The 18,047-nt window shown below is 45.4% G+C and carries 16 protein-coding genes; all 16 read left to right on the top strand.

Annotated elements, in window-relative coordinates; genetic code table 11:
* Positions 1 to 12: 12 nt before the first annotated feature.
* A complete protein-coding gene (locus IGI82_RS16040; protein ID WP_005227763.1) occupies positions 13 to 501 on the top strand; it encodes a DUF3013 family protein in 489 nt (162 codons plus the stop codon).
* An 11-nt stretch (positions 502 to 512) separates the two neighbouring features.
* Positions 513 to 1,460 carry a 50S ribosomal protein L11 methyltransferase gene (gene prmA / locus IGI82_RS16035; protein WP_142965622.1) on the top strand — a complete coding sequence of 316 codons (948 nt, stop codon included), beginning with the start codon at positions 513 to 515 and terminating at the stop codon, positions 1,458 to 1,460.
* 1 nt (position 1,461) lies between these two features.
* Complete coding sequence (locus tag IGI82_RS16030; protein ID WP_015510470.1) at positions 1,462 to 2,217, top strand: 16S rRNA (uracil(1498)-N(3))-methyltransferase; 756 nt, start codon at positions 1,462 to 1,464, stop codon at positions 2,215 to 2,217.
* Between the two features lie 4 nt (positions 2,218 to 2,221).
* Positions 2,222 to 2,887 (top strand): deoxyribose-phosphate aldolase, encoded by a 666-nt coding sequence (locus IGI82_RS16025; RefSeq protein WP_244353204.1) that lies wholly within the window; start codon positions 2,222 to 2,224, stop codon positions 2,885 to 2,887.
* 188 nt (positions 2,888 to 3,075) lie between these two features.
* Positions 3,076 to 5,286, top strand: coding sequence for a RelA/SpoT family protein (locus IGI82_RS16020; RefSeq protein WP_005227770.1), 2,211 nt, complete (start codon positions 3,076 to 3,078; stop codon positions 5,284 to 5,286).
* 6 nt (positions 5,287 to 5,292) lie between these two features.
* Complete coding sequence (gene dtd / locus IGI82_RS16015; RefSeq protein ID WP_005227772.1) at positions 5,293 to 5,739, top strand: D-aminoacyl-tRNA deacylase; 447 nt, start codon at positions 5,293 to 5,295, stop codon at positions 5,737 to 5,739.
* 312 nt (positions 5,740 to 6,051) lie between these two features.
* Complete coding sequence (locus tag IGI82_RS16010) at positions 6,052 to 7,593, top strand: FtsX-like permease family protein (protein ID WP_115232867.1); 1,542 nt, start codon at positions 6,052 to 6,054, stop codon at positions 7,591 to 7,593.
* A 12-nt stretch (positions 7,594 to 7,605) separates the two neighbouring features.
* Complete coding sequence (locus IGI82_RS16005) at positions 7,606 to 8,280, top strand: ABC transporter ATP-binding protein (RefSeq protein ID WP_005227776.1); 675 nt, start codon at positions 7,606 to 7,608, stop codon at positions 8,278 to 8,280.
* Positions 8,273 to 9,823 carry a PASTA domain-containing protein gene (locus IGI82_RS16000; RefSeq protein WP_438842492.1) on the top strand — a complete coding sequence of 517 codons (1,551 nt, stop codon included), beginning with the start codon at positions 8,273 to 8,275 and terminating at the stop codon, positions 9,821 to 9,823. The genes IGI82_RS16005 and IGI82_RS16000 overlap by 8 nt, the downstream gene beginning before the upstream one ends.
* A gap of 189 nt (positions 9,824 to 10,012) precedes the next feature.
* Positions 10,013 to 11,752, top strand: a complete 1,740-nt coding sequence (locus IGI82_RS15995; protein ID WP_438842491.1) for an ABC transporter ATP-binding protein — start codon at positions 10,013 to 10,015, stop codon at positions 11,750 to 11,752.
* Entirely contained in the window at positions 11,691 to 13,613 is a 1,923-nt protein-coding gene (locus IGI82_RS15990; protein WP_375818386.1) for an ABC transporter ATP-binding protein, read from the top strand. Before IGI82_RS15995 ends, IGI82_RS15990 begins: the two co-directional genes overlap by 62 nt.
* Positions 13,614 to 13,814: 201 nt before the next feature.
* The gene (locus IGI82_RS15985; protein WP_060792562.1) at positions 13,815 to 14,309 is read left to right on the top strand and encodes a methylated-DNA--[protein]-cysteine S-methyltransferase; all 495 of its coding nucleotides are present in this window, start codon (positions 13,815 to 13,817) and stop codon (positions 14,307 to 14,309) included.
* Positions 14,310 to 14,412: 103 nt separating this feature from the next.
* Positions 14,413 to 15,918: a phosphoglucomutase gene (locus IGI82_RS15980; protein ID WP_060792561.1), complete on the top strand. Its 1,506-nt coding sequence runs from the start codon at positions 14,413 to 14,415 to the stop codon at positions 15,916 to 15,918.
* Positions 15,919 to 15,937: 19 nt separating this feature from the next.
* Complete coding sequence (locus IGI82_RS15975) at positions 15,938 to 16,141, top strand: hypothetical protein (RefSeq protein ID WP_005227790.1); 204 nt, start codon at positions 15,938 to 15,940, stop codon at positions 16,139 to 16,141.
* Between the two features lie 158 nt (positions 16,142 to 16,299).
* A complete protein-coding gene (gene sapR / locus IGI82_RS15970) occupies positions 16,300 to 16,974 on the top strand; it encodes a two-component system response regulator SapR (RefSeq protein WP_005227794.1) in 675 nt (224 codons plus the stop codon).
* Complete coding sequence (gene sapS, locus IGI82_RS15965) at positions 16,971 to 18,008, top strand: two-component system sensor histidine kinase SapS (RefSeq protein WP_438842490.1); 1,038 nt, start codon at positions 16,971 to 16,973, stop codon at positions 18,006 to 18,008. Before sapR ends, sapS begins: the two co-directional genes overlap by 4 nt.
* The last annotated feature ends 39 nt before the right edge of the window (positions 18,009 to 18,047 follow it).

Raw genomic sequence — 18,047 nt, 5'->3', positions numbered from 1 at the left:
GAAGGAATAGTGATGGCGAAAGAAACGATATTGACTTACTTAGATCAGCGATTAACGAAAAAAATCACCGACTATGATGTGGCGATCGATTGGGATGCCAAAAATCATACGATCGAATTGGTGCTGCGCTTGTTTGCTGAAAATCCTCACCACGTGCAGATCGACGATGCACAAGGTGTGGCATCAGAAGAAGCGATCATTGAATTTGAAGATGGGATTTTGCTGTATGATCCACAAAAATCAACGTTTGATGAAGAAGATTATTTAGCGACGATCCCTTATGCAGGGAAAAAAGGGATCCAAAAAGCCTTGTTAGACGGATTGGTTGATTACATTCAAGAAATTTTAGAAGAAGGCCAAAGCGATCTGCTTGATTTCTTGAACGATGACAGTGAAGAAGCGATCTTTGAATTGCGATTCAACGAAGAAGAATTTGTGGAGAAAATGACGAACTATCAAGCGGGAGCTGGGGAAACCATGATCCCGTACCCTAGTTACTAAGGAGAACGAACATGAAATGGAATGAAGTAACCGTAGCGACAGCTAGCGAAGCAGTGGAAGCAGTCGCCAATATTTTAATGGAACACGGAGCAAGTGGGGTAGCGATCGAGGACGTTTTAGATATCGAAAATTTTAAAAGCGATGCGTATGGCGAAATTTTGGATAAAGAAACCTATACGACCTTAGAAGAAGGCGCCCAAGTCAGTGCCTATTTCCCAGAGACGATCTTTTTACCAGAAGTGCTGCCGACGATCAAAGCAGCCATCGACCGTCTGCCAGAATATGGTTTGGCGATCGGCAAAAACACCATCACAACGAGCGAGGTCGTGGAAGAAGCATGGGCGACGGCCTGGAAAAAATATTACCATCCAGTCCGTATCTCCCGCTATCTGACGATCGTGCCGAGCTGGGAAAACTATCAACCGCTGCAAGAAGAGGAAAAGATCATCACCCTTGATCCGGGGATGGCTTTTGGAACCGGCACGCATCCTACGACACGCTTGACATTACAAGCCCTAGAAGTCTACTTGCGAGGCGGTGAAACCGTCTTAGATGTCGGGACGGGTTCAGGCGTGTTGAGTATCGCCAGTAAATATTTAGGTGCCAAAGACGTGTTCGCTTATGATCTAGATGAAGTCGCTGTGAGGTCCGCCCAAGAAAATATGGCGATGAACCCTATTGCTCACGATGTGACCGTGCAGGCCAATGATCTCTTGCAAGGAGTGACGGTCCCTGCTGATCTTATCGTTGCCAATATTTTAGCGGACATCATTCTATTGATGATCCCTGATGCGTGGCGTCTATTGAAGCAAGAAGGGACCTTGATCGTTTCTGGGATCATTGAGACGAAAAAACAATTAGTGATCGATGCCATGATCGCACAAGGCTTTGAGATCGATCAATTGTTCAATCAAAAAGACTGGTATGCGATCGCCTTTAAAAAAACAGAGGTAGAGTAAGATGCAGCGATATTTTTTACAGGAGCCTTATGAAGCAAAAGCGGTGTTTGCCGTTTCGGGAGAACCCTTCCACCATATGATCCGAGTGATGCGCATGACTCCCGGGGCAAAAGTCGGTTTAGTGTTTGAGGATCATTTGGCGATCATTGCCAAGATCAAAGAAGCCGATGAAGAAACGGTGTACTTAGAGGAAGTCGAAAAAGAACAGCAGGACAAGGAATTGCCGCTGCAGGTCACGATCGCTAGCGGCTACCCGAAAGGCGACAAGCTGGACTTGATCGTTCAAAAAGGAACGGAGCTGGGGGCGGCAGCCTTTATCGGTTTTCCTGCGCAAACTTCGGTCGTGAAATGGGATCAAAAGAAATTACAGAAAAAGCAGCAGCGGCTGCAAAAAATCGCCCAAGAAGCGGCGGAGCAATCCCAACGGCAGATCGCACCAGCCATCACGCTGCTGGATAACGCCAAAGCATTTTGGCAAAGCCTCAGTCAGTATGATGCGGTCCTAGTGGCTTATGAAGAATCAGCCAAACAAGGAGAAGCAGCGATGCTGCTGCAAGTGATCACCGCATTGCCTGTTGGCAGCAAAGTTTTAGCGATCTTTGGTCCAGAAGGCGGTCTGACCCCCTCCGAAATCGAAGAAGCCCAGCAAAACAACGCCAAATTATGCGGGTTAGGCCCTCGAATTTTACGAACAGAAACAGCACCATTTTATTTTTTAAGTGCTGTCAGTGTGCTAACGGAATTAAAGAGGATGTGAGTTGATGAATAAGAACCAAGAAGCAATCAGTGTCCGTTTGTTGACGGCCGATCTGACCGACTGGGTCTTGAAGGATTTTATCAATCAATATAAGACGACCTTAAAGGAAGTCGTCGTTTTGCCTAGTGCCATTCGACGGGCGAAAATCTTGGCACAAGGCTCTTCCCTACAAATCGGCGCAGTGATCGATTACCCCCTTGCCCAAGGAACATTGGCAAAGGTGGCGTTTGAAATCGGTCGGGCGTTTATGGAAGGCGCCGATTTTTTGGAAGTCTGGCTGCCAGCTTCTTCCTTCATGGAAAATGATCGTGGCTTTGCGGAGTTGACTGAAACGATCCGCTCCTTGACCTTGACAGGAGGAGAGATCCGCTTAGCTGTGCAAACCGAGATCATGAATGAATTGACGAAGATCCAAGTAGCACAACGCTTGAAAGAAGAAGCTTGGTCAAAGATCGTGTTAGGGCAAAAACAACCGCTAGCAGAAGCATTGCATGACGTGAGCTTGTTTTCCTTAGATGGTGGTAGTCAACTGTCGATCCAGATCAATCCTGACACAGTAGATGAACAAGCGCTGCAATCACTACAGGCTGCTGGCGCTGAGAAAATCGGGCTCTCGTATCATGTTTTTGAAGAATTGCTTAAGGACCAGCCGTCGCCCGATGTGCTTTGAACAACAGCGATTGAAAAATAGCTGAAAAATTTGTATAATAATACTACTAAAATAAGAACTGCAGGTTAGACAGGAGTCCCATGCTTAGAACGTTTGTCCGCAAGGCTTTGGGTGCGTGACGAAACGTTAACAGCGACTTCTGTCTGCCTTTTTGATAGCACAAAAAAGAAAAGCAGGAGGCGGAATGAATGGCAAAAGAAGTTATATTGACCGGGCCCAATGTCATCAAATTGGTCGCTCATTATATGAGTGAAGAGCATGTTGCCTTTGTCCAAAAAGCATTAGATTACGCGACAGAAGCCCATAAAGAACAATTCCGTAAATCCGGCGAGCCTTACATTATTCATCCAATCCAAGTTGCGGGGATCTTGGCAGAATTGCAGATGGACCCTCATACCGTTGCAACTGGTTTTTTGCATGATGTCGTCGAAGATACCGATGTGACGTTAGCCGATCTGAAAGAAGAATTCGGTGCCGATGTAGCGATGCTAGTGGATGGCGTGACCAAGCTGGGTAAGATCAAGTACAAATCTCATGAAGAACAATTAGCAGAAAATCATCGAAAAATGTTGATCGCCATGGCGCAAGATTTACGGGTCATCATGGTCAAACTGGCTGACCGTTTACATAATATGCGTACGTTGAAACATCTGCGGGAAGACAAACAACGCCGCATCGCCCAAGAAACGATGGAAATCTATGCCCCATTGGCTCATCGTTTAGGGATCAGCCGCATCAAATGGGAATTAGAAGATATTTCTTTGCGTTATTTGAATCCACAGCAATATTACCGAATCGTGCATTTGATGCAGACAAAGCGAGAAGAACGGGAATCTTACGTTTCTGAAACCGTAGAAGAGATTCGGATCGCCACCGAGGAACTAGATATCTATGCTGAGATCTATGGCCGACCAAAGCATATTTACTCAATCTATCGCAAGATGAAAGACCAAAAGAAACAGTTCAATGAAATCTATGATTTGTTGGCGATCCGAGTGATCGTTGACTCCATCAAAGATTGTTATGCGGTTTTGGGAACGATCCATACAAAATGGAAACCAATGCCTGGGCGGTTCAAGGATTATATCGCGATGCCAAAAGCCAACATGTACCAATCGCTGCATACGACGGTCATTGGTCCCAAAGGCAATCCTGTCGAGATCCAAATTCGGACCCATGAAATGCATGAGATCGCTGAATTTGGGGTTGCTGCGCACTGGGCCTATAAAGAAGGCAAGACCGAAAAAGTCAGAGCCGACAAGATGACCCAACAAGTTGGCTGGTTCCGAGAAATCTTGGAACTGCAAGATGAAAGCTATGATGCTTCTGAATTTATGGAAGGTGTCAAAGGCGATATTTTCAGCGACAAAGTCTATGTTTTCACGCCAAAAGGTGATGTGACGGAGTTGCCTCAAGGCTCCAGTCCCCTGGATTTTGCCTATAGCATCCATACCGACATCGGTAACAAAACCACCGGCGCCAAGGTCAACGGCAAGATGGTCCAATTGGACTACAAGCTAAAAAATGGGGACATTATCGAGATCTTGACCTCACCAAATTCCTTTGGTCCAAGCCGCGACTGGGTCAAACTAGTGGCTACCAGCAAAGCGAAGAACAAGATCAAACGATTTTTTAAAGCCCAAGATCGTGATGAAAACATCATCAAAGGGCATGAGGCAGTGGTTCGTACCTTACAAGATATGGGCTTTGTGCCGAAAGAATTTTTGACGAAAAGCAAAATGGCGGAAGCTTGCGAACGGTTCAACTACCAAACAGAAGATGATCTATTTGCCTCTGTCGGCTATGGGGAAGTTAGTCCCACGACTTTAGCCAACCGTTTGACCGAAGAAGAACGGCGCGAGAAACAAATCGAGAAGCAAAAGCAGCAAGTCCAAGAGATGATCAATCAACCGACGAAAAAAGAACCAGAAAAAATGAAGGTTCGTCACGAAGGCGGCATTGTCATTGAAGGGGTCGATAACTTGTTGATCCGTATCTCCCGCTGCTGCAATCCGGTCCCTGGAGATTCGATCGTCGGCTACATTACCAAAGGCCGAGGAATCTCGATCCACCGTAGCGATTGTCCCAATGTTCAAAACAAAGACGCCGCGAACCGTTTGATCGATGTTGAGTGGGAAGATGCCACCGACATCAACAAAGAATACGATGCCGATCTTGAGATCTACGGCTATGATCGTTCTGGGTTGCTCAATGATGTCTTACAGACAGTCAACACTGTCACGAAGCGCTTAGTGAGTGTCGAAGCCAAAACCAACAAAGACAAAATGGCAACGATCCGCATCACGGTGGCGATTCAGAATTTGACCCATTTGAAATCGATCGTTGATAAGATCAAGCAGATTCCAGATGTTTACAGCGTCAGACGTACGAAGGGATGAGAAAGAATGCGGGCAGTGATCCAGCGAGTCAGTCAAGCAAGTGTGTCGATTGAGGAGAATATCGTCGGTGCGATCCAACAAGGGTTTATGGTTTTATTGGGGATCACCCATGAGGATACAGGCGACGATGTGGCTTATCTCGTAAGAAAAATCAAAAATCTGCGGGTTTTTGAAGACGAAGAAGGTAAAATGAATCGGTCACTGGAAAGTATAAATGGCGCCGTCTTGAGTATTTCACAGTTCACCCTCTATGGGGAGACCAAGAAAGGCAATCGTCCCAGCTTCATTCAAGCGGCACCGCCAAGTATTGCGATCCCGCTTTACGAAGCTTTTAATGAAGGCTTAAAAGCAGAAGGGATCACTGTTGCTACTGGAAAATTTGGTGCAGATATGCAAGTCGCCTTGGTCAATGATGGCCCGGTGACGATTGTGATCGATACGAAAGAAAAATAAGTGATACAAAACGAAGGATTTTCTCGCTGGGAAAGAGTGAGAGAATTCCTTCGTTTTTTTATACTCTCGAAAGCGCCAAGCATTTTTGATGGAATCCAAGTAAAATTTAAGTTGAAATCGGGAAATCTTACAAAACTGTTAGCAAAAATCCCATTCTTTTATTTGTTATTTAACATCTTTTTCTTGTTCTTTTATAAGGGTTTTTAAATGGAAATATCGTTTGTACTCGTTTTTTAATATTTAAAATTCGAAAAACGACCCTTTATTGCGATTGTTCTTGAGGGAGAAGTATGGAATAATTGTTAAAAAATAATGTCACTGGAGGAAAAAACAATGAACTTTTGGCAGCGTGCATTAAAAAGTATCACCAGAAGAAAAGGGAAATCATTTATTTTATTTTTAGTTCTATTTATTTTAGGCAATGTGATCGCTGGTGCTGTAGCAATTCAACAATCCACTGCTAACGTGGAACGAGAGACGAAACGCAAGATGGGGAACGTAGCTACGGTGGAAATGGATTGGGAAGGTTTTGAAAAAGATCATGCGGATGCTTCGGACGAAGAGCGGTCTCAAGAAGATTTTTATCCGAAACCACCAGCACTGGATGTTTATGAGCAAATCGGTCAATTAAGCTATGTCAAACATTATGACTATCAAATGATGGGCAGTTTAGAAACGAAAGAACTGAAAGCGTATGTACCAGAAGATGGTTCAATGGAGATGGGCGGTCAATACTTCACATTGAAAGGCGGCAATTTGACACAGCCAATAGATATGCAAGAAGGATTGATTCGTCTGGATGAAGGCGAAGGCCTAACGGAAAAAGATTTAAATGAACTGACGAATGCGGTATTAATCAGTAAAGAAGTTGCTGAACTGAACAACTTGAGTGTCGGTGATCAGCTCGTTTGGGATATCCGGACAAATTCCATGATGGGTGGTGGAAGCGAGATCGTGGATGACGAAGAAAACGATGGCACAGAAGAAACTAGTGATGACAGCAACAGCGCCAGCTTTGATTATCCTGTGACGATCGCTGGGATTTTTTCGGTAGTTAAAAAAGATCAGAGCAATCAAAATGATTCATCGGATCAAAGTGGTAGTCAAAACTCCGATACGATATGGCAAGTGATGGATCAAATCAATACGTTTTATGCCAGTAATAATTTAGTCCTCGATTTTACCAAGATCCAAGCAGAGAAGCTTTGGGGTGAAGAAATCGATGAAGATGCAGATACCTATTATCAACCGATCTTTGTCCTAAATTCAACGGATGACGTCGAAGCCTTTAAACAAGAATCCGGTGCATTATTGCCGCAATACTATCGTGTCATTGCCAATACGGATCAATACGAGCAGATCGCCGGTGGTTTTAATCGTTTAGGGGTGATCGCAAATTACATCGTGATCATTGCCTCGATCGCTACCATCTTTATTATTTCCTTAGTGGTCTTGCTTTTTTTACGAGATCGGAAACAAGAATTGGGCATCTATCTCTCCTTAGGGGAAAGCCGTGGGAAAGTCATTGGACAGATCGTGATTGAAGTCTTGCTGGTTAGTTTGGCCGCACTGCTATTGTCCTTAGTGACCGGGAACTTATTAGGTGGTGCCGTTTCAAACACCTTGATGCAAAACGATTGGATGAGTAATCAAAATGAGATGGGCGGTATTTACTATGGCGGCTTGATGGCAGCTGATATTGATTATATGGATATCAAAAATGCTTATCAAGTATCCTTCTCAGCCGGCTACATCATCACGTATCTGCTGTTAGGTCTAGGAACTGTCTTACTCTCAGCGATTTTACCGCTATTGTATATTTTACGCTTGAATCCAAAGAAAATCATGATGTAGGAGGAACCAACGATGACTTTATTAGAAACGAAAGCAGTCGATTACTATTACCAAGACGGCGATCAGCGCCGCTATATACTGAAAGAGACCTCTGTTTCTTTTGAAAAAGGGACTTTCTATGCCATCTTAGGACAATCTGGTTCGGGAAAAACGACGTTTTTATCCTTGATCAGTGCGTTGGATAGTCCGAAAAGCGGTCAAGTACTTTATGAAGGCACCGATATCGAAAAAATCGGGCATGAGAATTATCGCCGCGACGACATCAGTATCATTTTCCAAAGCTATAATCTGATTCCCTATTTGAGTGCAGTCGAAAATGTCTTAGTGCCGATGGCGATCACGAAAAATCAGCTACCAGACAATCAACGAGAAGTGGCGTACAATTTGCTGGATTATATAGGCATCACTAAAGAAAAAGCCGATCGTCTCGTCAATCAATTATCTGGTGGGGAACAACAACGGGTAGCGATCGCCCGGGCGTTAGCCACCAATGTCGATATCATTTTAGCGGACGAACCAACCGGGAATTTGGATGAAGAAATGGAACAAGAAATCATCGATATCTTTAAAGAGCTGGCACACGTCCACAACAAATGTGTGATCGTCGTGACCCACGCCAACGAGATCGCTCAACAAGCGGATGAAGTCTTGTATTTACGTAAAGGTGTGTTGAGCAAACATGAGTGATTTTTTATCAAATTTTAGCCCGGACAACTATGATGGCAAAAAGAAACCCACGCCCGATCGCGAGAAAAAAAACAGCGAACCTGTCGTAGATCAAAACGCAAGTGGCGCGGAGCAAGCGGGCAAACCAGCAGAGCCGACGACGGTTCACCAATCAGAAGAGTCGACCGCTAGTGAGCCACTGAGTCGTTCGGCAGCCCGTCAACAAACACAGACGACTGAAGCAAAAGCGGCGAGTTCTTCGACGGAAAAGGTAGCATCAAAGGAACCAGTCAGCCGGTTTGGGAAAGAAGAAACGGAATTTGATCCGACCTACAAAAAGCGTAAGCAGAAAAAAATCTTGCTGATTGCCCTACTGACCGCCTTGGCGGTTGCCGTGATCGGGATCGTCTACTATCAAATGACCCATGTGAAGGTGCCAGATTTCACTGCCCAAGATTTGTCAGAAGCGCGGACGTGGGGCATGGAAGAAGGCGTCGCTATCAAAGTGGAGCAAGAATATGATTTTGACAAAGACGTCAACCAAGTGATCGACCAAAGTGTTGATCCTGACAAAAAGATCAAGAAAGGTGCCACATTGACACTGACGGCGAGTCTCGGGCCTGATCCTGAAGAACGCTTAGAGCTGCCAGATTTTTCAGCGATGCAAGTGACCGAAGCAAAAGAATGGATCGCCAGCAATAAAGCCGAGAACCTCTCTTTGATTGAACAATTTGACGACAACGTAGCTGCAGAAGCCTTTATTAAACAAGAGGCGGCCAACAAAGAGCTTGACTTGGCGGAATACAAACGCAAAGACCGTTTGAGTGTCTATTATTCAAAAGGGAAAGAGGTCTTTGAAAAGAATATTGAAGTACCTGATTTTACGGGCAAAGCCAAGAGTGAAGCTTCTGAATGGGCGAAAAAGAATGACTTGAAATACAAAGAAGAAACCGTCTTTTCTGACAGTGTCGCCCTGGATCTGGTGGTTTCACAAGAACCAGTCAAAGGCAGCAAACTCGCGAAAAAAGATGAATTTGTGGTGAAGGTCTCAAAAGGCCAAGCATTGACCGTTCCAGATTTTTCACAATACACGATCGAAGAAGCCCAAGGACTAGAATCGAAAATCCCGCTGCAAGTCAGCACAGTCTATTCCGATCAAGTGGCGTATGGTAGTTTCTTGAGCCAGTCGGAAGAAGCAGGCAAAGAATACAGCGAAAGCGATACTTTGCCAACCGTCAAAGTCGTCTACTCATTAGGCCGACCATATTTAAAAGACATCCGTTTTCAAGCAACGGAAGGCGACTTGCCAAAACTATTCTTTGATGAATACAAATCAAAAGGCGCCAACGTCTATTATGAAATCTACTATGTCGATTCGGCGGAACCAAAAGGAACCGTTGTTGAAATGAGCCGCTACGGCGAGTTTATTCCCCTAGAAACGTGGATCACCATCGGGATCAGCCGCGGCAATCTGCAAGGCAGTACCCAAACACCGCCGGCAGATGATGGCGGTGACGATGTCGATGAACCGATCAGTACCGCTGGTTCAAACGCTACCGAATAATCCTTACTAAGTGCTTTTTCAAACCGCATCAAAAAAGCAAGCACCCTTCTTTTTGGAAGGGTGCTTTTTACTTACTAATTGTAAAAAAAACACAAGCGAGCCGCTTGAAATCGCTGGGTCGATAAAGTAAACTTGATGGTAACGATAAAAAATGGCTCCGCAGTGCCATCTATAGAAGGGACGAAACAAATGATAAAAAAATTACTCGCGAATGTTGGCAGCTATAAGAAGGACAGCTTGCTGACCCCTGTGTATGTAGCAGGAGAGGTTGCCTTAGATGTCATTATGCCCCTGATCATGGCCATGATGATCGACCAAGGGATCGAAAAAGGAGACGCCGGTGTGATTCTAAGAGATGGCGGCTTGCTTTTTTTATGTTCCTTGATCGCATTACTTTTAGGAACGCTTGGCGGACGAACGGCAGCGATCGCTTCGGCTGGTTTTGCCCGCAATCTGCGGCACAATCTGTTTCGCCGAATCCAAGATTTTTCCTTTTCAAACATTGACCGCTTTTCTTCCTCCAGTTTGATCACCCGCTTGACCACTGACGTGACCAACGTCCAAAATGCTTACCAAATGATTATTCGTATTCTGGTCCGTAGTCCGTTAGTTCTGATTTTTTCACTTGCAATGGTTAGCACCATCAGTCCAGAACTTATGACGATCTATCTGGTTGTTTTACCGATCTTAGCGATTGGTCTGGCTTTAGTTATACGTTTTGCCCACCCGCTGTTTCTAAAAGTATTCCGCATTTATGACCGCCTGAATAATGTGGTGCAAGAAAATTTACAAGGGGTTCGCGTCGTGAAATCGTATGTTCGGGAAGAACAGCAAGAAGAACTGTTTGGCGAAGTGTCCACCGATGTTTATCGGAATTTCACGCTTGCGCAACGAATCGTCTCTTTCAACATGCCATTGATGCAATTTTCTGTCTATACGTGTATGCTGCTCCTGTCATGGTTTGGTGCTCAGCTGATCGTGGAACAAAGCAGCCTGACCACTGGGGAGTTAGTCAGCATGTTCAACTACACGATGCAGATTTTGATGAGCTTGATGATGATGTCGATGGCTTTCGTGCAGATTTTGATCGCACGAACGTCGGCAGAACGGGTCGTAGAAGTATTAGATGAAGAAAGTGACTTGAAAAATCCCGCCGATCCAGTCAAAGAGATCAAAGACGGCTCCATCGTTTTTGAGAATGTCGGCTTTAGTTACGCCAATGACAAAAACAAGCTGGCGCTGACGGATGCAAATCTGCGTATCGAATCCGGGGAAGTCATTGGAGTCATTGGCGGGACCGGGAGCGGAAAATCCACCCTCGTCCAGCTGATCCCGCGCTTATATGATGTGATTGAAGGGCGTGTCATCGTCGGCGGTCATGATGTTCGCGACTATGATTTAGAAGCATTGCGGAACCAAGTAAGTATGGTCTTGCAAAACAATGTCCTTTTCAGCGGCACCATCAACGACAATTTACGTTGGGGCAATGAAGAGGCGTCGGATGAAGAGATCCAGCGCGTGGCAACGATCGCACAAGCCGATCCTTTCATTCAAGAATTTCCTGATAAATATGAAACGCAGATCTCACAAGGAGGAAACAATGTTTCTGGTGGACAAAAACAACGGTTGACGATTGCTCGTGCCTTGTTGAAGAAACCGAAAATCTTGATTCTCGATGATTCTACCAGTGCCGTCGATACCAAAACCGACCGCAGTATTCGTGAAGGCTTGAAACGAGAAATCCCGGGAACGACGACGATCATTATTTCCCAACGGATCAATTCGATCGAAGACGCCGATCGGATCATCGTAATGGATGATGGCAAAATCAACGGCATCGGTACCCATGAAGAATTATTGGCAAACAATGCCATCTATCAAGAAGTGTACCATTCGCAGCAGAAAGGATTTGGTGAAGGTGAAGAATAGACAAGCAGCAAATCCCAAGCGCACATTGAAACGCTTATTGCGGACGATGTTTGGCGACTACAAAGGACAACTCCTATTCGTCGTTGTTATGATCTTATTAAGTGCCTTTGCCAACGTTCGCGGTTCGTTGTTTTTACAAGTCGTGATCGACGATCATATCACACCGCTTTTAGGGCAAGCCAATCCTGATTTTGGCGGCTTGTTTCGGGCGATCGTTCAAATGGCGATCATCTACCTGATTGGGATCTTGGCCGCACTGATCTATAACTTTATGATGGTCAAGATCAGTGAAGGAACGCAGAAAAAAATCCGTGACCAAATGTTTACGCATATGCAGTCTCTACCCGTCGGTTACTTTGATGCCCGCTCAGATGGCGACATCATGAGTCACTTTACCAACGATACGGATACGTTGCGCCAAATGATCTCCCAAAGTATTCCAAACTTGATGATGGCGGCGGTAACCTTTTGTTCTGTCTTTATTGCCATGTTCTCCATCAGTGTCCCATTGACTTTGTTCGTGATGCTGTCGGTTATTTTGATGCTGAATGTGATCCGCATCATTTCTCGCCGCAGCGGCCGCTTCTTTGGCGCACAGCAACGAGATTTAGGCGCTGTCAACGGGTATATCGAAGAAATGATGCACGGACAAAAAGTCGTCAAAATCTTCAATCATGAAAAAATCGTCATGGAAGAATTTGATGCCTTAAATGATCAACTGCAAGAAAGTGCCACTAAAGCCAATGTCAATGCCAATACCTTGATGCCGATCATGATGAACTTACTAAATGTCCAATATGTCTTGATCGCCATCATTGGTGGCCTGTTTGCCATCAATGGTGTTTCTGGACTGACGGTCGGGATGATCGCTTCTTTCTTGCAACTGAGCCGTTCATTGAATGGCCCTATCAGCCAGGTGTCACAACAAATCAACTTTGTGATCATGGCGTTAGCTGGTGCCGAGCGGATCTTCCATCTATTAGATGAAACGCCAGAAATCGATCATGGCTACGTCACACTGGTCAATGCCAAATGGTCGCAAGGTCAGCTAGTTGAAACCAAAGAACGAACAGGCACGTGGGCGTGGAAACATCCCCACGAGGATGGGACCATTACTTATACGGAAGTGACGGGAGACGTGCGATTTGAAGATGTTGATTTCGGCTATGTCGACAATCAACTGGTCTTACATGAGATCAATCTGTATGCAGAGCCTGGGCAAAAAGTTGCTTTTGTCGGTGCCACAGGTGCTGGTAAGACAACGATCACCAATCTGATCAATCGGTTCTACAACATCCAAGACGGGAAGATTCGCTATGATGGCATCAATATTGAAAAAATCCATCTTGAATCCCTCCGTCGCTCATTAGGGATCGTGTTGCAAGACACCCATTTGTTTACTGGAACGATTCGCGAGAATATTCGCTTCGGAAAACTGGATGCTAGTGATGAAGAAGTGCTGGCAGCAGCGAAACTAGCCAATGCCGACATGTTTATCAACCATTTGCCAGAAAAATACGACACCGTGATCACGGGCGATGGCGAAGGGCTTTCCCAAGGGCAACGTCAGCTGTTAGCAATTGCGCGGGCAGCGATCGCTGATCCGCCAGTGATGATATTAGACGAAGCCACCTCAAGCATCGATACCCGTACAGAGCGGATCGTCCAATCAGGGATGGATCGTTTGATGTCTGGACGGACCGTGTTTGTGATCGCCCATCGATTGTCTACAATCCAAAACTCCGATGCCATCATGGTGATGGATCATGGCCGTATCATTGAGCGGGGAACCCATGAAACGCTGTTGGCGGAAAAAGGCACCTATTATCAGCTATATACTGGGAAAATCGAATTGGATTGATTCTGCCATTGCTACGGCTTGAAGCTGCAGCGACTGGCGATCTGCCTATTTTCCCCTTGTTTGCAACGACCGATTGGCAGTAAGCCAGTCGGTTTTTTTGCGCAGCTCGAAAAAATGGTATACTGTCACTGAGACAGCCGCACAACGGCGGCAGCACATAAGCAGTTGTGCTGCGAAAAATGGATTCCATGAGGTGAAAATATGAAACTAGCATTGGCAAAGATCGTTTTAGATGATGAGTGGTATGAAGTGGTCCAATCGGAAAAAGGGCTAGTTTATTTTGGTCGGCAGCAGGATCATCATGAATTACTCAAGTTCTTTCCATTGGCTGAAATCAGTAGTACAGTTGACCTTGATCCAGTAATTGAAGCGCAGCTGCAAGCTTATTTTGCAGGGGAACCAGTGACATTTACTTTTGCGTTTGATTTTGTCGGGACACCATTTCAACAAACCGTTTGGCAAGCACTGACCCAAATTCCTTATGGGCAAACCACTACGTATAGTGACTTGGCGCTGCGCATTCAACGACCGACTGCTGTCCGCGCTGTCGCAAATGCAGTGGGGCGTAACCCGATGATGATCGTGGTTCCTTGTCATCGGGTGTTAGGAAAAAACGGCCGCTTGACGGGGTACCGGGGCGGGTTAGCAACCAAACGCCGACTACTGCAACTGGAAGGGATTCCGTTTAAAGAGTAAGGGAAGCAAACTATTTATAGTAAAAAATACTAAAAAGCAATTTCATTTCCTTTTTTCTCTGGTATAATAAAATTGATTCCGGTTACAAGAAGGGGTGGAGGAAATGAACATCGTTGATTTGCAAAATGGTTCTGATATTCGAGGAATTGCGATCGCAACAGAAAAAGAGCAGGTGACACTGACAGAGCAAGCGGTTCGGCAAGTTGCTTCGGGCTTGCGCAACTGGTTGGCAACAAAGGGCAGCGGTCCTTTTCGCGTGGGAGTCGGTCGTGACAGTCGCTTGAGTGGCGAAGCACTGCAAGAAGTGTTGATGGCACAGCTGCAGCAAGAAGGCGTGGCAGTGATCGATTGCGGCTTGGCAACGACACCTGCCATGTTTATGAGTACACAGTTTGCGGATTTCGACTGTGATGCTGGTGTGATGCTGACAGCGAGTCATTTGCCTTATTACTTTAATGGAATAAAAATTTTCAGCCGCCAAGGCGGTGCCGAAAAAACGGATATCCACTATATTTTGACCCACACTACCGTTCATGAGGCAGCGGAAAAAGGAAGCTATCAGCAAAAAGACTTGCTGACGCCTTATGCCCAAGATCTACTGCAAAAAATTCGCCAAGGGATTGGAACCAATGAGGAAAAACCTTTGGCTGGATTAAAGATCATTGTTGATGCAGGCAATGGCGCCGGCGGCTTTTTTGCTGAAAAAGTATTGCTGCCGCTGGGAGCAGATACGAATGGCTCGCAATTTTTAGAACCGGATGGGCATTTTCCCAATCATATCCCGAATCCAGACAATAAAGAGGCAATGGCAAGTATTCGCGAAGCCGTCTTGCGGGAACAAGCTGATTTAGGCATTATTTTCGATACCGATGTCGACCGCTCGGCCGTCGTGACCAAAAGCGGTGAGCCCTTGAACCGCAACAATATGATCGCTGTATTAAGCAAGATCATCTTAGCGGAACACCCTGGCACGCGTATCGTCACCAATTCGCCAACCTCTAATCATTTAAAAACCTTTATCGAAGCACTGGGAGGGCAGCAAGTACGCTATATTTCTGGCTACCGCAATGTGATCAACAAAGCGATCGAATTGAATGAAGCAGGACTGGACACACAGTTAGCCATCGAAACCAGCGGGCATGCCGCGTTTAAAGAAAATTTCTTTTTAGATGACGGGGCGTACGTGATCGCCAAGCTCTTGATGATGCTGCCTCAATTGCAACAGCAAGGCACGACACTGGATGAGCTGATCGCGGCGTTGCAACAACCCGCCGAGACCCAAGAATTGCGCTTTGCGATCCAACAAGCCGACTATCAAGACTATGGTCGCCAAGTGATCGCGGATTTAGCCGATCATTTGCTGCCAGGCTGGCAGATCGATCCAGAAAATGAGGAAGGCATTCGCATCAACTTGGCAGCGCCCTATGGCCAAGGCTGGTTCTTGCTGCGAATGAGCCTGCACGAACCACTGCTGGTGCTGCAGATCGAAAATGATGAAGCGGGTCATCTACCGGCAGTCGTTCAAGCGATCGGTCGCTTCCTATCGCAGTATGAAGCCATCGATCAAAGCAAACTGACACAGTTTTTAGCACAGCAACCAAAAATTTGAAGAAAAGCAGGGAACTAAAATGGTGATCTTGATGCTGCTGATCATGGCAGTGACGTATGGTGTGAATTTTTTCTTGTTTCGTTACTTGAACAAACGACCAAAAATCGATGTCGTTGAACGGTTATCGATGTTATTAGGTGTCAACATGAGTGTGCTTTTTTTCGATGGAATCTTATTGTTTATCGGTAAATTACTGATCGAGACGGTAGAGATCATCGAATAACCCAATAGACATTTTTGCTTTGCCTCGCCACTGGCTTCTACCGCCAGTGGCGAGGTTTTTTAGGGTTTGCTAAAAACGGCGATTAATGTTCGCATTCGTTTTTGATATTTGATAAAGTAAAGAGGAGAAAATTACACAAAGTGAGGGAATTCACGGATATGGCAAAAATAATGGTAGTAGAAGATGAAGCGGTGATTCGCCAACTGATTATCGAAGAACTAGAAAAATGGCAGTTTGAGACCTTTGGCACGACGGATTTCCATCAAGTGTTGACTGACTTTGAAGAACAAGAGCCCCAACTGATTTTACTGGATATCAACTTGCCGGTTTTTGATGGCTACTATTGGTGTCAAAAAATCCGCGAAGCTTCCAAAGTACCAATCATTTTTATTTCTAGCCGCAACACCAATATGGATATGATCATGGCCATGAATATGGGAGCGGACGATTTTGTGACAAAACCTTTTGAGATCGACGTTCTGATTGCAAAAATCAATGCGCTGCTGCGCCGTTCCTACAACTATGTAGAAAGCAGCAGTGAAACGTTAGTGCATAACGGTTTGACCCTCAATATCGACAATAGCAGTATGTACATCAATGGCGAAAGCATCGATCTTAGCAAAAACGAATACCGCCTGCTGTATATTTTGATGAAAAATCACGGCAAGATTTTAAGTCGGGAAAAACTCTTGCGGGCCTTATGGGATGACGAGCGATTTGTAGACGACAATACCTTGACGGTCAATATCAATCGTTTGCGACGAAAAATCGAACAAGCGGGGATGAACGGCTACATTGAGACCAAGGTTGGTCAAGGGTATATCGTACCATGACAAAGTGGCGAGTTTTGCGCAGTTTTTTGAAAGATCGTTGGCTGCTGTTTATCGGTTGGCTAGTCTTTATCGTGTTGACGGTCTTAGTTTTTTGGCTGACTCCTCATTCCCCGATGGATTGGGGCACAGTCGGCTATCTCTTTTTGATGCAAAGTGTCTTGATGGTGTTCTTTTTAGCAGTCAGCTACTTATCTAAGCGGCGTTTTTGGCAAAAAATCACCCCCAAGCCTGGAGACAGCTTGCTGCAAAACTACTTGCAAGGAGCACGCTCGGCGGAAGAAGAACGGATCGAATCCTACATCAATCAGTTGATCCGAGAGCACCAAGAATTGATGCAGCAAGTCGTCAGCAATCAAGAAGAACAAAAGGAATACATCGATTCGTGGGTCCATGAGATCAAAGTCCCTTTAGCTGCATCACGATTGCTTTTGCATTCGATCGAATTTGATATTCCCGATGAAAAATTCATCTTACTAGAAAATGAATTGAACCGCATGAACGAATACGTCGAGCAAGTCTTGTACGTCGCCCGTTTGGACAGCTTTTCAAAAGATTATCTGGTGCAAGAAATTTCATTGAAAGCCGTCATCCAGCCAGTTTTACGCAGTCAGGCCAATTATTTTATCCAAAAGAACCTGCACTATGCCGTTGAAGGCGAGGATCAGCAAGTGTTGACCGACGAAAAATGGCTCGGCTTTATCTTTCGACAGCTGGTCAGCAATGCCGTGAAGTACACACCACAAAATGGGCAGCTGACGATTCGGATCGAAAAAGATGCCCAAGGGACCTATCTCCACTTGCAAGATAGTGGGATCGGCATTCCTAAAGAAGACATGCGGCGCATCTTTGATAAAGGCTTTACGGGCGAAAATGGGCGCCAAACGGACACCCACTCGACGGGATTGGGGCTCTTTTTAGCGAAAAGTTTAGCGAAGGAATTAGGCATCGAGCTAACGGCTTCGTCGACAGTTGGAAAAGGAACCACCATGACGCTGTTCTTTCCGTTGTTGAGTTATTATGAGGAAAAACGCTAATCTGCTTTTTTTCGAGTATCTTTTTGTGTTTTTTGACAA

Source organism: Enterococcus sp. AZ067, assembly GCF_051715005.1.
Lineage (GTDB): Bacteria > Bacillota > Bacilli > Lactobacillales > Enterococcaceae > Enterococcus_D > Enterococcus_D casseliflavus.
This window is presented reverse-complemented; position numbering and strand designations above follow the sequence as displayed.